The 14,283-nt window shown below is 61.7% G+C and carries 13 protein-coding genes and 4 tRNA genes; 5 read left to right on the top strand and 12 right to left on the bottom strand.

Translation table 11 applies throughout. The features are described 5' to 3' along the window. Positions 1 to 2 precede the first annotated feature (2 nt). The 3 genes from lapB to HOP51_RS06930 are packed head-to-tail and all read right to left on the bottom strand — an operon-like array spanning position 3 to position 1,822. The gene (gene lapB, locus HOP51_RS06920; RefSeq protein ID WP_234273208.1) at positions 3 to 1,190 is read right to left on the bottom strand and encodes a lipopolysaccharide assembly protein LapB; all 1,188 of its coding nucleotides are present in this window, start codon (positions 1,188 to 1,190) and stop codon (positions 3 to 5) included. Beyond that, a complete protein-coding gene (locus HOP51_RS06925) occupies positions 1,191 to 1,496 on the bottom strand; it encodes a LapA family protein (protein WP_234273209.1) in 306 nt (101 codons plus the stop codon). A gap of 29 nt (positions 1,497 to 1,525) precedes the next feature. Next, positions 1,526 to 1,822, bottom strand: coding sequence for an integration host factor subunit beta (locus HOP51_RS06930; protein WP_104201932.1), 297 nt, complete (start codon positions 1,820 to 1,822; stop codon positions 1,526 to 1,528). Between the two features lie 269 nt (positions 1,823 to 2,091). On the opposite strand from HOP51_RS06930, the gene HOP51_RS06935 reads away from it, so the two are divergent. Then, positions 2,092 to 2,316 carry an FAD assembly factor SdhE gene (locus tag HOP51_RS06935; protein ID WP_234273271.1) on the top strand — a complete coding sequence of 75 codons (225 nt, stop codon included), beginning with the start codon at positions 2,092 to 2,094 and terminating at the stop codon, positions 2,314 to 2,316. Next, a complete protein-coding gene (locus HOP51_RS06940; protein WP_234273210.1) occupies positions 2,276 to 2,668 on the top strand; it encodes a hypothetical protein in 393 nt (130 codons plus the stop codon). The genes HOP51_RS06935 and HOP51_RS06940 overlap by 41 nt, the downstream gene beginning before the upstream one ends. A 31-nt stretch (positions 2,669 to 2,699) precedes the next feature. On the opposite strand, the gene nadB is transcribed toward HOP51_RS06940, so the two are convergent. The 7 genes from nadB to uvrY form a co-directional block, all read right to left on the bottom strand. Beyond that, the gene (gene nadB / locus HOP51_RS06945) at positions 2,700 to 4,298 is read right to left on the bottom strand and encodes an L-aspartate oxidase (protein WP_234273211.1); all 1,599 of its coding nucleotides are present in this window, start codon (positions 4,296 to 4,298) and stop codon (positions 2,700 to 2,702) included. Between the two features lie 88 nt (positions 4,299 to 4,386). Next, a tRNA-Leu gene (locus tag HOP51_RS06950) sits at positions 4,387 to 4,473 on the bottom strand. Between the two features lie 39 nt (positions 4,474 to 4,512). Then, positions 4,513 to 4,586: transfer RNA gene (locus tag HOP51_RS06955), tRNA-Cys, on the bottom strand. Between the two features lie 13 nt (positions 4,587 to 4,599). Beyond that, positions 4,600 to 4,674 (bottom strand) — tRNA-Gly (locus HOP51_RS06960). A gap of 71 nt (positions 4,675 to 4,745) precedes the next feature. Next, a complete protein-coding gene (gene pgsA, locus HOP51_RS06965) occupies positions 4,746 to 5,294 on the bottom strand; it encodes a CDP-diacylglycerol--glycerol-3-phosphate 3-phosphatidyltransferase (protein ID WP_234273212.1) in 549 nt (182 codons plus the stop codon). Between the two features lie 68 nt (positions 5,295 to 5,362). Further along, complete coding sequence (gene uvrC / locus HOP51_RS06970; RefSeq protein ID WP_234273272.1) at positions 5,363 to 7,177, bottom strand: excinuclease ABC subunit UvrC; 1,815 nt, start codon at positions 7,175 to 7,177, stop codon at positions 5,363 to 5,365. A 49-nt stretch (positions 7,178 to 7,226) separates the two neighbouring features. Then, positions 7,227 to 7,874: a UvrY/SirA/GacA family response regulator transcription factor gene (uvrY, locus tag HOP51_RS06975; RefSeq protein WP_159552669.1), complete on the bottom strand. Its 648-nt coding sequence runs from the start codon at positions 7,872 to 7,874 to the stop codon at positions 7,227 to 7,229. A gap of 257 nt (positions 7,875 to 8,131) precedes the next feature. Here uvrY and HOP51_RS06980 point away from each other — a divergent pair. Further along, positions 8,132 to 8,207, top strand: a tRNA-Ala gene (locus HOP51_RS06980). A gap of 68 nt (positions 8,208 to 8,275) precedes the next feature. Here the strand turns inward: HOP51_RS06980 and HOP51_RS06985 are convergent. Then, entirely contained in the window at positions 8,276 to 8,518 is a 243-nt protein-coding gene (locus HOP51_RS06985) for a hypothetical protein (protein WP_234273213.1), read from the bottom strand. A 205-nt stretch (positions 8,519 to 8,723) separates the two neighbouring features. Between HOP51_RS06985 and HOP51_RS06990 the strand changes: the two genes are divergently transcribed. After that, on the top strand, positions 8,724 to 10,148 hold the full coding sequence (locus tag HOP51_RS06990) for an amidase (RefSeq protein ID WP_234273214.1): 1,425 nt from the start codon (positions 8,724 to 8,726) through the stop codon (positions 10,146 to 10,148). A 78-nt stretch (positions 10,149 to 10,226) separates the two neighbouring features. On the opposite strand, the gene HOP51_RS06995 is transcribed toward HOP51_RS06990, so the two are convergent. Then, positions 10,227 to 11,972: a diguanylate cyclase domain-containing protein gene (locus HOP51_RS06995; RefSeq protein ID WP_234273215.1), complete on the bottom strand. Its 1,746-nt coding sequence runs from the start codon at positions 11,970 to 11,972 to the stop codon at positions 10,227 to 10,229. 279 nt (positions 11,973 to 12,251) lie between these two features. Here HOP51_RS06995 and HOP51_RS07000 point away from each other — a divergent pair, with 279 nt between their 5' ends. Continuing rightward, entirely contained in the window at positions 12,252 to 14,249 is a 1,998-nt protein-coding gene (locus HOP51_RS07000; RefSeq protein WP_338073036.1) for a sensor domain-containing diguanylate cyclase, read from the top strand. Positions 14,250 to 14,283 lie beyond the last annotated feature (34 nt).

Consider the following 14,283-nt stretch of genomic DNA (forward strand, 5'->3'; position numbering starts at 1 on the left):
CCTCATTCTCCTTCAATGCCGGTAATCGGACGGGTAGTGCCCCAACTGCGGCAACTGGGGCATTGCCAGTGTAGAGGCTGGCCGGCGAAGCCGCAGCGCTGGCAGCGGTGGCGAGGCCGTGCCGCCAACAGGGTGTGGGTGTGCTGTTTCAGGAGTTGCAGCCGGTTGTCGGGTGGGCCCTGCTCCTGTTGCTGGTGTTGATAGAGATCGAGTAAATAATCGAGTGCTCCCAGGCTCGGTGCACGGTTGAGTTGTTCGCTGACCAGCTCGATGGCCACCCGCAGACCATGTCTCTTGCGCTGGGTTTCCGCCAGCAGAATGATCAGGCTGGTCACGTGGGCACGTGCCAACAGGCGCTGCAGGCAGTCAACGAGTCCTGCTTCATCGTCGAGCATGGCATAGGCGTGGTGAAGCGGCTCCAGGATGATCGGCATCATGTCGAGATCCTGGTCTGGAATACGCATGAGTATCCGGATGGCCTCGCGATAGTGCCCGGTATCCTGAGCCAGTGCCGCCAGCAGCAGGTTGGCGCGCACGCAGCGTGGATCGATGGAGAGTGCCCGGCGCAGATGCTTGCGGGCCAACCCGGGGCTTGCCGAGCGACGCTCCTGGTCGGCCATCTCACACAGCCAGTGGGCTGCCGCCCGGCGGATGTCCTCATGCTGACGTATCAGGTTGGGGTAGGCCACGTCGAGAGCGGCCTGCCATTCTCCTTCGCGGTCGAAGAGGTCCGTCAACAGGCGCTTGGCGGCATGACGAATGTCGTCGTGACTGGAGTCGTGTATCAACTGCTGGAGCAGGCGCTCGCTGCGGTCGAACAACCCCAGGTGCAGAAAGTCCCGGGAGAGCTCGAGCTGGACCTGATCGCTCTGCAGGGCCGTCAGGGTAGGGCGTGCCAGCAGGTTCTGATGGATCTTGACGGCGCGATCGGCTTCGCCGCGAGTGCGGAACAGGTTGCCCAGGGTGATGTGAGTGTCGATGGTTTCGCTATTGACCTCGAGCGCACTGACGAACGTCTCGATGGCGCGGTCCGGCTGCTCGTTGAGCAGATAGTTGAGGCCAACGAAATAATCTCGCGACAGTGTATTCGGTGGCGCGGGATCATGGCTGCCCTGTCGCTCACGGCGGCCTAGCCACCAGCCAATGGCAACGGCAGCCACCAGCAGCACAAGCAGCAGGGCATCAGGCATTTAGGGAAGTTCCTTGAGCTCCTGAACGCGAAGACGGTCGAGTTCCTTGCGCTGCTGTCGGTTCAGGCGCTGGGCACGGGAAAGAGCGGTGCGTAGCCTTAGCCAGACCCCTGCCATCGCCAACATGCCCAGCACCACGCCGCAGACCAGTGCCGCCAGGAGCCAGACGGAAAGCGATATGGCCGGTAGTTCCACCCAAATTAAGTTGAGCGGTACCGTCTGCTGGTTGTTGACGGCGAACAAAATGCCGACAAGCAAGACCGCCAGCAGGATGATGGCCAGGATCAGGCCTTTGAGCCAACGCATGATTCTATCCCTTGTGAGTGACGAAAATATTAATAGCCGAGGGCACGGCTGGCATTGACCTGTTCGCGAAGCTCCTTGCCAGGCTTGAAGTGTGGCACGAACTTGCCATCCAGCGCGACCGGTTCGCCGGTCTTGGGATTACGGCCTACCCTTGGCTCCCGGTAATGCAAGGAAAAGCTGCCGAACCCGCGGATCTCGACCCGGCCCCCTTCGGCCAGCGTATCGGTGATGTCGTCGAGAATCAGGCGCACCGCGGATTCGACTTCCTTGATCGAAAGCTCTGGCTGCCGCATGGCGATCTGTTCGATCAATTCGGATTTGGTCATCGGGTCATCTCCAGGCGATTCCCGGTCCGGTGGGGCCCGGGCGGCATTCTTTTTCTACCGTCAGCATACTGCTCAAACCGAGATAAAACAACGCACTACGACGATGGTCAAGAAAAGATGGCAAAGCTGGTCGAAGCGCTGTCTCATTTTCGCGGCTCCGGTATACTGGACGACCCATTCTCTTATCACCGAGGCCGACGTTGAGCGAAGCGAATACCTCCGATGCTGCAGCCCTGCGCAAGCGGCTCTATTGGCACTCCCGGCGTGGAATGTGGGAGCTCGATCTGCTGCTGATTCCCTTTCTCGAGCACTGCTACGATGGGCTCGCTGCCGAGGACCAAGCGGCTTATCGCGCCCTGATCGAAGGCGAAGACCAGGACCTCTTCGCCTGGCTGATGCAGCGTGAAACGCCTGCTCCCGAGTTTCGCCGTATCGTGTCGCGGATCCAGGCCCATGCCGAGAACGCCGACAACGATCCACGTCGTCCCGTCTAGGCTGGCCTGGTGCAGCCAGGGGCTGCTCGGGCTGGTCGTCACCGGTAGCGTATTGAGCCATGCCCCTGGCTGGCTGACGTTGCCGGCCCTGGTATGGCTCGTGCCGCTTGGCTGGTGGGCGTGGCGCGGTCAGTTCCGTGGCGAGCTGCTCATGCAGCCGGAATCCGGTGGTGGCTGGCGCTGGTCGTGGCGTCCGCCCGCCGTTACCGAGGCCTTTCCCGTCGAGTTGCGCTGTGTCTATTTCGGCCCATGGCTGATCGGTCTGGAAATTGATCGCCAGCGGGCATGGCTATGGCCTGATAGCGCATCGCGCGAAGCGCTGCGCCAGTTGCGGCGCGCCTTGGCTCGCTAGGTTCAAAGCTTTTGCTTCAGGCGGGCAGGGCTCAGGCGGAAAGGTCGTCTAGGTGAAGCCGGGAAGGACGGGGTGCGAGACCGGTTTCGGTATGAGGCGGACAGTCGGGGTTGAAGTGCAGGCCGCGTGACTCGCGGCGCTGGCGAGCCGCAAGCACAGTCAGGCGAGCCAACCTCACGGCATGCCATAGGCTGGCCAGTGCCGTATTGGGTGCAGCACTTTCGAAAGCAGCCTGTATCTCTCGACTCAGCTCGCTCAACTGGTGTGCAGCGGTATCCAGGCCGGCATCATGGCGTACGATTGCCACGTAACGGCTCATGATGTCACGCAGGGCCGTATGCCACTGCTGAACGTGTCGAGCCTCCACGGCGCCGGCTCCCGGTTGTGCAGGCGTCGTAGGGGATGTGGTCGGACCGCGTTGCGTGGCGAGCTTCGCCGCGCAACTGCGCGCATAGACCAGGCACTCCAGCAGTGAATTGCTGGCCATGCGATTGGCACCATGCAGCCCGGTGCAGGCAACCTCGCCGATGGCGTACAGGTGCGGCACGTTGGAGCTGCCGTCGAGGTCGGTGGCAACGCCGCCGCAGCTGTAGTGGGCGGCGGGCACGACGGGAATCGGCTGTCGGGTGATGTCCAGTCCGCGCTTGAGGCAGTGGGCATGGATGGTGGGGAAGTGATGACGTATGGCTTCGTCGCCGAGATGGGTCACGTCGAGCCATACGTGAGGCGAGCCGGTGCGCTGCATCTCGGCATCGATGGCACGCGCGACGATATCGCGCGGAGCCAGCTCGGCACGCTCGTCGAGTTCGAGCATGAAGCGGCGCCCATCGGTGCTGAACAGTCGCCCCCCTTCGCCGCGCACTGCCTCGCTGATCAGGAAGGGCGGGCCGTCCGGATCGTAGAGGCAGGTTGGGTGAAACTGCTGGAACTCTAGGTTCATCAACTCGGCCCCCAGTTCGGCCGCCATCATCATGCCTTCGCCACTGGCCGGGTGGGGACTCGTGGTGTGCCGATAGATACCGCTGGCGCCTCCGGTGGCCAGTACGGTGTCGCCGGCCACCAGTTCCTGGAGCTGGCCACGACTGTCTAGGCAACGGGCACCGCGGCAGCGTTGCTGCGCATCGGCCAGTAGGCCAATGGCCACGAGATCGTCGCGGATCGTGATATCCGGATGCATCTGGGCATGATGCTTCAGCGTGTCGAGTACGGCACGTCCAGTGGCATCCTCGGCGTGGATGATACGCCGCGCACCGTGCCCGCCCTCGCGGGTCAGGTGATAGGGGTAGTTGGCCGTCGGGCTGGTATCCCTGGTGAACGGCACGCCGAGCGAGAGCAGCCACTCGATGGCACTGGGGCCTTGTTCGATGGTGAAGCGTACGGCTCGCTCATCGCATAGTCCATCGCCAGCAACCAGAGTGTCGGCGACATGAGCGTCGAAGTCATCCTGAGGCGAGAGTACGGCGGCAATGCCGCCCTGGGCCCAGCGGCTGGCTCCCTGATCGTCGCTGGCGGGGCGCACCAAGGTTACGCGGCGTGTCCCGGCGATGTGCAAGGCGAGCGTCAGGCCGGCGACGCCACCGCCGATCACCAGGACATCGTGCTCGCTACGAACCAGTGTGCTTGGGGGCATGGGTAGTCTCGCTGAAGCCTATTGCATCAGCCAGTTGGGCTCGAGGAGCGTGCGGCGGAGTCGTAAGGGGGCGCGATAGCGAAGAGTCTGGTGCCCGGAGCCGGGCTCGAACCGGCACGGTGTTGCCACCGAGAGATTTTAAGTCTCTTGCGTCTACCAATTTCGCCATCCGGGCGGCACGGTTTCGAGCAATCAGCTGAAAGGAAACGGGGAATGGAGGCTGGAGTCGGAATCGAACCGGCGTACACGGAGTTGCAGTCCGCTGCATAACCACTCTGCCATCCAGCCTCAAAGAGTCGCATGGAGCGGGAAAGGAGATTCGAACTCCCGACCCTCGCCTTGGCAAGGCGATGCTCTACCACTGAGCTATTCCCGCTTGACCCGAGTGCGAATTATACGGATAAGCTCGCTGATGTCAATCACTTGATGGCGTTGAGTGGGTTTCGATCACATCGAGCTCGACAGGTGGGGCCAGGCGGCGCGCAGGTACATGGCCATCGACCACAGTGTCATGATCGCGGCGACATGCAGCGTGACTACCCCAAGGTAGGCAAGCGCAGTGCCCGGGGTAAAGGCCAGCAGCAGCAGTAAGGCAACCATCTGCAAAGTGGTCTTGACCTTGCCCAGCCACGAAACTGCTACGCTACCCCGCTTGCCCATTTCGGCCATCCACTCTCTCAGCGCCGAGATCACGATCTCGCGCCCGATGATCACCAACGCTGGCAGGGTGAGCCAGAGCGTGTCGTAACGTTCGATGAGCAGGGCCAGGGCTACGGCAACCATCAGCTTGTCGGCCACCGGGTCGAGAAAGGCACCGAAGGGCGTGGACTGATCCCAGCGCCGTGCCAGATAGCCGTCGAGCCAGTCGGTGACCGAGGCCAGGGCGAACAGGCCTGCGGCGACGGGCATGCTCCAGGAATGGGGGAGATAGAAGAACACCACCAGCAGCGGGATGAAGGCGATTCTTGCCAGCGTCAGGATGTTGGGGATGTTCATTGACGGGATTTCCTCGCCTAGGTCTGGACAGCCGAAGTAGGGCCCTATTCTATCTGTACCGGGCGTCATCATCCATGCAGGGAGCGATGAATCGTCTCAGCGAGAGCGGCGCTGATCCCGGGGACCCGGGCGAGTTCCTCCCTGCTGGCCTGCTTGACACCCTGCAGTCCGCCGAAGAAGCGCAGCAGTTCCCGGCGACGCTTGGGACCGATCCCCGCAATGTCCTCGAGTGCCGAACTGCGGCGAGCCTTGTCGCGTCGGTTACGGTGTCCGGTGATGGCGAAGCGGTGTGCTTCATCACGAACGTGCTGGATCAGGTGCAGGGCCGGCGAAGCCGCCGGCAGGTCGAGCGTGCGGTCGATGGTTTCGATGAACAGCGTCTCGAGGCCGGCCTTGCGAGTGGTGCCCTTGGCCACGCCAAGCAGACGAACATGGGCAAGGCCCAGCTCACCGAGTACCTCGCGCGCCAGGTTGAGCTGCCCCTTGCCGCCATCCAGCAGCAAGATATCCGGCGCGACGCCTTCTCCCTCGGCGAGGCGACGGAATCGGCGAGTGAGGGCCTGGCGCATGGCGGCATAGTCGTCGCCGGCGGTCACGCCTTCGATGTTGAAGCGTCGGTAATCCGATTTGCGCGGTCCATTGCGATCGAAGACCACGCACGAGGCAACGGTCGCTTCACCGTGACTGTGGCTGATGTCGAAGCATTCCAGGCGTTCGGCCGGTGTATCCAATGCCAGGGCCTCTTGCAGCGCGTCGAAGCGTCGGTCGAGTTCGTTCTGGCTGGCCAGACGGCTGGCCAATTGCTGCTCGGCATTGGTTCGGGCCAGTTCTAGCCACTGGCTACGGTGGCCGCGTACCTTGTGGGTCACGCGAACGCGCCGCTCGGCCCGGCTGCTCAGGGCGCTTTCCAGAATGCTGTCGTCGGGAATCGGCAAGCTGGTGATCACTTCGCGCGGAATCTCACGACCCTGGCCAAGATAGAATTGACTGACGAACTCGCCCAGCAGTTCGGCCGCGCCCAGCCCCAGGCCATTGTCCGGCGAATGGTGGCGTGCACCCAGCAGCCTTCCCTGGCGTACCGCCAGCACCGAGATAGTGAGCACCCCTTCGCGTTCGGCCAGGGCAAAGGCATCGGCGTCGCCGCCTTCGGTGTCGACGAACTGGCGATGCTGCAGTTGGCGCAGATGCTGAATCTGGTCGCGTAGCCGGGCCGCATCCTCGAAGGCCAGGTTGCGGCTGGCGGCTTCCATGGCCTCGGTCAACTCCTCGGTTACCTGCTCGCTGCGCCCCTCCAGGCACATCACGGCATGCTCCAGGTCGCGCCGGTAGTCCGCTTCGCTGATATATCCGACGCAAGGAGCGCTGCAGCGTTGGATCTGATACTGCAGGCACGGGCGGGTACGGTGGGCGAAGACGCTGTCCTCGCAGTTGCGGATTCGAAAGATTTTCTGCATCAACGACAGGCTTTCGCGTACCGCACCGCTGCTGGGGTAGGGGCCAAGATAGCGTCCATCGTCGTAGCGCCGGCGGGCCCGCTTGTACTCGAGGGCGGGGTAGGGGTGGCGGTCGGTGACGAAAACGAAAGGATACGACTTGTCGTCGCGCAGCAAGATGTTGTAAGGCGGGCGCAGCTCCTTGATCAGGGTCTGCTCGAGTAGCAGAGCCTCGATCTCGCTGCGCGTTACCGTGACCTGAACATCCGCGATGCGCGCCACCATGGCCTGGGTCTTGGCATTGAGCGCTCCGCGGAAATAACTGGCCAGGCGGGCTTTCAGCCGCTTGGCCTTGCCGACGTAGAGCGTGTCGCCGCGCTCGTCGAGCATTCGATATATGCCCGGCGCCTGCGTGAGATTGGCAAGGAACTGCCGCGAATCGAAGGTCATGGTGTCGTGGCTGTCTGGCATGGTGGCATAGCTTACCAGAAGCGTGCACTCAGTTGGTGGCGTCGAATCCGTCGACCAAGCCATGTTTCAGGCCCAGATGTGTCAGCTCCACGTCAGTCTCGATGCCGAGTTTTTCGAAGATCCGGTAGCGGTAGGTATTGACGGTCTTGGGGCTGAGAAACAGCCGGTCGGAAATCTCCGAGACTCTCTGGCAGTTGACAATCATCATGGCCACCTGCAGTTCGCGCTGCGAGAGCTTGTCGAATGGGTTCTCTTCCGAATCGAAGCGGGACAGCACCAGGCGCTGGGCGATGTCGGGGCTGATGTAGCGATGTCCGGCGAAGACGCTGCGAATGGCTTCGACCATGTCGGGTACGGGAGTGTCCTTGCTGATGAATCCGCCAGCACCGGCTTCGAGCATGCGCTGGGCGAAATTGTCTTCCATGAAACCTGTCAGCGCCAGGATGCGAACATCGGTATTGTTGCGCATGATCTTGTGGGTGGCCTCGAGACCGCCGATGCCTGGCATACGCAGGTCCATCAGGATGACGTCCGGTTTGAGCTTGCGGCACAGAGTGATGGCTTCCTCTCCGCTGGCAGCCTCACCCACTACGTCGATATCCTCTTCATTCTCAAGCAGGTGAGCAATACTGGTACGAACCAGATGATGATCGTCGACAATGAGCACCTTGATCAAGGCTGACATTCCTCGTCATTACGGATAGCTTGCGGCAACGAGCGGAGCCGCTGCGGAGCTTGAAGCGAGTTCCGCGATGCGATACCGAGAACTCTAGCTGTTCAGGGCAAGCTTGCCATACTCGTGAGGCGAGGGAAATTGGATGGGTGTCCCGATTCCCCTTCTTTATCAACGCAGGTTAAGTTCCGCGACATACTCTTGACGGACCCCGTCCCAGTAGGTAAAGTACGCCTCGTTCTCGCCGGGCGGGAATATGTGGGGCCTTAGCTCAGCTGGGAGAGCGCAACACTGGCAGTGTTGAGGTCAGCGGTTCGATCCCGCTAGGCTCCACCAACGAGTTTTTACGAATCAGCCGCTTGGCGCGATGCGCCAAGCGGCTTTTTCATCTTCGTCGCGGGGTGCTACCTACCCGCACACCATTGTGCATAGGTACCCTGTTCGTCAGGGTGGCCGAGACGCCACTTCGGCGCGACATCGAGCATTTCCTCCCTGTACCACTGCTCGACCTTCTCGCAGTAGCGCTGTTGGTCCGGTGTGAGATCCTCCGGATCGACCGTGACCGGCTGATCCCTTGCCGTGTTGAGCAGATGGACACCGGCACCGATGCCGACCAGGCAGACGGCAGCCGCCAATGTCTTATTCATGGCTTTTGCCTTGTTGTTGCTCAAGTCTTCTTTACCTAGCGTAGTTCCTGGCAATGCTTCGATACAAAACCGATGGCGCTTCGGCGGGCTCTGCATGCCCTCTCGGCTATGTTGGGAGTATGCATTCGAGGAGCGCGTAAATTTGCCTTCATGAGCGGCTTTTTTCCACAATCGTAGAGGACTCACTGGGAAAACGGAGGTTCTTGTGAGCGATACCGATCTTGGCATCATGGATGCAGGGCAGCTACGCGAACTCTTCGAGCGTGGCGAAGCCTCGCCGCTGGAGGCCACCCGTGCTGCGCTCGAGCGTATCGATCGTTTCAACGACGCCGTCAATGCCTACGTTGTGGTCGACAGGGAAGGGGCGCTGGCCGCTGCCGATGCCTCGTCCCGGCGTTGGCGCGAGGGACGCCCGTTGAGTCACCTCGATGGCGTGCCCGTATCATTGAAGGATCTGACCGAATCGGCAGGGTTGCCGGCGCGGAAGGGGTCGCTGACGGTATCCGGCGTCCCCTGTGAACGGGATTCTCCTCCGGCACGCATGTTGCGTGAGGCTGGAGCTGTGCTCCTGGGCAAGACCAATACCCCCGAATTCGGCTGGAAGGCCATCACCGACAATCGCGTATTCGGTGCCACCGCCAATCCCTGGGATACGCGCCTGACGCCTGGCGGCTCGTCAGGAGGTGCCGCGGTGGCGGCGGCGCTCAACATGGGGGTGTTGCATCAAGGGGGGGACTCAGGTGGCTCGATTCGCATTCCTGCATCGTTCTGTGGTGTGTTCGGCTTCAAGCCCACCTTCGGCTGGGTGCCAGAGTGGCCGCGGTCGAAAGAGGCATCGCTTTCCCATCTGGGGCCGCTGACGCGCACCGTGCCCGATGCGGCACGCATGCTCAATGTGATAGGTCGCTACGACTATCGCGACCCTTATGCGCTGCGTGGCCAACCGGCTGACTGGGGAGAAGGGCTTGGCTTGGGTTTGGAGGGTATGCGCATCGCTTTTTCGCCCACACTGGGTTATGCCCGGGTGGAGCCGGCGGTTGCCGAATGCGTGCGCCAGGCCGCATGTCGCCTGGAAACGTTGGGTGCTGTGGTCGAAGAAGTGGATCCTGGCTTTGAGTCTCCCATATGCATCTTCAATACGCTCTGGTTCACCGCCTCGCTTGCCGTATATCGCGAGCATGACGAGCGACAGCGTCGGCTGCTCGATTCCGGTATGGTGGCAGACGCGAAGCGCGCCGAGAGGCTGAGCGCGCTGGACATGTTCTATGCGCTCAAGGACAGGGCGCGGCTGACGGAGAAGTTGGAACACTTCAATCAGTGCTATCACTTGGTCATGACGCCTTCGGTGGCGGTGTGCCCTTTTCCCTTGAACCATGACGTGCCGCCGGGTAGCGGCATGCGCGACTGGGAGGAATGGGCGCCCTTTTCCTACCCGTTCAACTTGAGCCAACAGCCTGCTGCATCCGTGCCCTGTGGCTTCACGCCGGATGGTCTGCCCGTAGGGTTTCAATTGGCGGGTGGCAAGCATGACGATGCCAGGATACTACGCGTTAGCCATGCCTACCTGGCGGCATTTCCTCCGGCCTTTCCCGAGAAGCTCGATCTTGCACGAGCCCCCTATCTTGCATGAGCTCCCGATCTCGAGAGAGTCCGGAGCCGTATCGGCGTTGAGGTTCGTGCTGCCCTGTGCGGCACGGAGTGCCTGGCGTCATGCGCTGGGCGGTCGGCGCTCGTCAAGCCATTTTCGCAGCGCCTCGGGAGCCATGGGAAGGCAATAGTGATTGCCTTGTACCAGGTGAGCCGAAACGGTTTTCAGCCGATCAGCCAGGTTCTCGTCATGGATGCCTATGAGCACGGGTTCGATGTCGAGTGCGCTCAACATTCGACATGAAGCCTCTATCTGGCGCAAACCATTATGATGGGTCTCGACTGGTCGAACATCGATGCTTGCCTTGTGCAGAGACAGGCGAGACAGCCAGTTCAGGTCGATGGGGCTGCTGCCGAAGTCGTCGACGGCGAGGCGGATGCCGAGTTGCTCGAGCCGCTTGAACATGTGAGTCGCCGTGTCCAGGTCGTTACCAAGACCCTGTGCGGGTACTTTCAGCGTCAGCCATTCGAAGGAGTCCATGTCCTGATGGCGCAGGAAATGGTCCAGCGGCCGGCGATCGAACGTGTCGTGCGACAAATGAGATTCACACAGGTGAATGGATATCGACAGCTGGTTCAAGGGGGAATCTTCCGTGAGCCACTGGCGATGATCGGCAATGACCTTCTGGATCATCCAGCGATTGAGGCGTACGCCAAGGCCCTGGCGGGCGATCATCTCGAGGTAGTGCGCCGGTGAATGTTGCCAGCGCTTGGGCTGCTTCCAATGAAGTACGGCTTCCAGGCCGGTGCAGCGTAGATTGTCATGCCGGTCCAGCTCTGGCTGGTACTGTAGTGCAAAGTGCTGGTCCGGCATATGGATGGCTTCGCTGAGCAAGCTCTCGAGGCGGTGCTTTTCCTTGAGTCGTGTCGTCAGCCGATGGTCGACGAAAGCTACGCGGCCGGGACCTTTCTTGCGTGCGATGTACATGGCACTGCGCGCCGCCGTCAGCAACGTCTCGTCATCCTGGCCGTCAGTGGGATACAACGCAATACCGATCGACGCCGTCATCAGCAGGTAGCGATCCCCGGAGGTGAAGGGGGGCTCCAGTGCCTCGTGCAGGCGTTCCGCCACCGCCTGCGCCGCTTCGGCGGCGCTTTCCTTTTCCAGCAGAACCACGAACTGGTCGCTGCCAAGCCTGGCCAGAGTATCCTTGCTACGCACTTCGCGCTGAAGACGCTGAGCCAGTTCGCTAAGCATGCGGTCGCCTTCGATGTGCCCCACCGCATCGTTGACGGCCTTGAAACGGTCGATGTCGATGAATAGCAGGGCAAGAGTGGAGTCGGAGCGCTCGGCCTGGGCCAGGGCGTGGTTCAGGCGATCCCTCAGCAGTAGCCAGTTGGGCAGGCCGGTCATGGGATCAAGGTGGATCCAGTGACGACTCTTGAGTGCCTCGCCGCTGGGAGCGGTAAGCAGCACGAAGGTATGCACCAGGTGATGCGGCTGCTTATGTTCGTCGAGCAGGGTATCGACCGTCATCAGTACCGGTACCGACTCACCATCCGCCCTGCGGCAGAGCACTTCCTGTTGCCAGGAGCGTGCCAGGTTCCGCGGGGTATCGGCCATCACCGGCAGTTGCCAGGGGGTGCGCAGGGAAACGTAGAAGTGCTCGATCGGCCAAGCCGTAGTATTGGATCTGTCGCTTCCGACGATATGGCAGAAGGCCTCGTTGACCAGCACGATACGCCCCTCGGCATCGGTGATGGCCATGCCGATCTGGCTCTGCTCGAAGGCTCGCTGCACGAGCCGAGCCGGATGTTGGGCAAGGGCGGGGACGTGCTTGCCGGTTGGTCTATTACCTTTGGTCATCTGGGCCGTTTCATAAATGGAGTTCGGGTCGGTTGGAAACATTATCGTCCCTTCCGGCCAGGACTTGAGCTGTAAGGCTCCTTTCGTTGAGGGGCGAAAGTGTCAAGTTGGGTAACATGGTTTGATGCGCTACCTAGTCTCAGGTTCGCTTCGGCAATGCCGATAATCAAGCTGGCTCATCCGCTTTGCATGCGGGACTGACAGAGGATAGGCGGTACGTCTCATCAATCCGGAGCTGACAGGCCGCTTTTTACCTCGACCAAGGGGAAAGTTCTGCTCGTGACGGCACCTATCGTGTCACTGGCCCGCTCGATCTGCTCGTTGCAGGGCCGTCTTCTCGCCGGGCTAGCCATGACCTGGCTGATGATCGTCGGCATTGTCCTGATGCTGGCCTGGCAGTTCGGGGAGGAACTGGTCGACGACGTTAACTTGACTCACTTGCGCTACGAGTCGCAGTTGATTGCGGATGGCTTGAGTGAACAGGTGGAACAGCGACTGCGCGCACTGGAGCGGCTCGAACAGGGCTTGCGTGGGGTGGAGGAGAACCAGTTGCATGTCAGGCTCGAGAGCAGCCAGGCTCTGCTGGAGTGGTTCGAGGGGTTGATGCTGACCGATGCCGATGGCCGCGTGCTTGCGGACTGGCCCATCGTGCCGGGGCGGGCGGGTATCGAGACCGCCGAAACGGAATATTTTCGCAGGCTGCGTCATTCGCCGTGGCCATATGTGAGCCGTCCTTTCATCGGCAGGGCGAGCGGCGATTCCCTGGTGCTCATGCTGGTGCCGCGCTTCGACGATCAGGGCAGCTTTGCCGGTATGGTCGGAGGCATGATCAACCTTACCAGTGGCGGTCTGTTCCGCCTGTTGGAAGACATAAGGTTGGGCGGGGGCGGTCATGTGTCGGTATTCACCGCGACGGGTGAGCCGCTGTTTCATTTGCGTCGCCGCTCGTCGCGGTCCGATGACGAGGCTTTCGGCGATTCCGGCACTCTGGAACTGGTGCTGAGCGGTTGGCAGGGAGAGGCCGCTTCGGTCGTCGATGGAGAGCCGGCCCTGGTGTCCTATCGCCAGATCTGGCCGGCGGACTGGATCGTCAAGGTGGCCATTCCCCAGGCCCAGGCCCAGGCGCCGCTGGGGGATTTCCTGAGCCGTCTATGGTGGGCCTGGCTGGTGCTGGCCATCCTGCTGCTGATTACCATGCGCTGGTTGGTCAGGCGGCTGCTACGGCCACTTCATCGACTCGAGCGTCAGATTGCCCAGGTTGGCGCGGGCGAGAGGCGCTACCTCGAACTCTCCACCAGCATGCAGGAGCTACGCCAAGTGGCCAGCAGCTTCAACCACCTGGAGCACGAACGACTGGCCGCCCTGGAGCACTTGCGCGATCGTCAGGCGTTCCTCGATGCGGTGCTAGGCTCGACCCCCATAGGCATGTTCGTTGCCGATCTCGAGGGACGGTTGAATTACCTGAATCCGGCACTGCTCGAGCTGCTTGGGCTTGACGCGTGGAATAGCACCAGGGAGTGGTGGCAGCGTATCCACCCTGCCGACCAGGAGGGGGCCCGGGACATGTGGCGCCACACCTTGGCGACCGGTAACGATTTCGTTCGCCAGATGCGCTTCCTGCGTGGCGATGGCATCACGCTGTGGGTCGAGGTGCATGCCAGCCAAGTGCTGGGGAACGAACAGCCATTGGGCTTCGTGGGCATGGTCAAGGACATCACCGCGCGACGCCAGCAAGAGGCGCTGCAGCGCTGGGAGGCGGAACACGACCCGTTGACGGGGCTGCTCAACCGGCGCGGCTTCGAGCGGCGTCTCGAGGAGGCGTTGGCCGAATACTCCAAGACCGGCACGCCCGCGGTACTGATCCTGTTCGATCTCGACCACTTCAAGCCGATCAACGACGAGGGTGGGCATGCCCTGGGTGACGAGATGCTGCGGCGCGTCGCTCAGGTCGTGGCCTGGGAAGTACGGCGTAGTGATCACGTGGCCCGCCAGGGTGGAGATGAGTTTGCTGTCCTGCTGCCCAGCTGCACGCTGAAGCAGGCTGGCGAAATTGCGGAATCCCTGCGCCGTGCGGTGTCTGAAGTCACCGTGACCCATGAGGGCAAGACATACAGTATCACCCTGAGCATGGGCGTTACGGCGCTACAAGAGGATGACGAATCGGTCGAGACCGTATTGGCTCGCGCTGATGAGGCGAGCTATAAAGCCAAGGCCAATGGGCGCAATACCGTGGTGATCACCACGCTTGACGACGACTTGATCGACAGCCTGTGGTAGCGAGCGGTACGGGACCAGGAGAGAGGAAGTTTAG

This window comes from Billgrantia zhangzhouensis, assembly GCF_021404465.1.
GTDB classification, from domain to species: domain Bacteria; phylum Pseudomonadota; class Gammaproteobacteria; order Pseudomonadales; family Halomonadaceae; genus Halomonas; species Halomonas zhangzhouensis.

Coding starts and splice junctions, on each gene's coding strand:
- HOP51_RS06995 (WP_234273215.1), bottom strand. CDS start 11,972: ATGACCAAAGGTAATAGACCAACCGGCAAGCACGTCCCCGCCCTTGCC.
- HOP51_RS06925 (WP_234273209.1), bottom strand. CDS start 1,496: ATGCGTTGGCTCAAAGGCCTGATCCTGGCCATCATCCTGCTGGCGGTC.
- HOP51_RS06935 (WP_234273271.1), top strand. CDS start 2,092: ATGTGGGAGCTCGATCTGCTGCTGATTCCCTTTCTCGAGCACTGCTAC.
- pgsA (WP_234273212.1), bottom strand. CDS start 5,294: ATGAACATCCCCAACATCCTGACGCTGGCAAGAATCGCCTTCATCCCG.
- HOP51_RS06985 (WP_234273213.1), bottom strand. CDS start 8,518: ATGAATAAGACATTGGCGGCTGCCGTCTGCCTGGTCGGCATCGGTGCC.
- HOP51_RS06940 (WP_234273210.1), top strand. CDS start 2,276: ATGCCGAGAACGCCGACAACGATCCACGTCGTCCCGTCTAGGCTGGCC.
- lapB (WP_234273208.1), bottom strand. CDS start 1,190: ATGCCTGATGCCCTGCTGCTTGTGCTGCTGGTGGCTGCCGTTGCCATT.
- uvrC (WP_234273272.1), bottom strand. CDS start 7,177: ATGACCTTCGATTCGCGGCAGTTCCTTGCCAATCTCACGCAGGCGCCG.
- nadB (WP_234273211.1), bottom strand. CDS start 4,298: ATGCCCCCAAGCACACTGGTTCGTAGCGAGCACGATGTCCTGGTGATC.
- HOP51_RS06930 (WP_104201932.1), bottom strand. CDS start 1,822: ATGACCAAATCCGAATTGATCGAACAGATCGCCATGCGGCAGCCAGAG.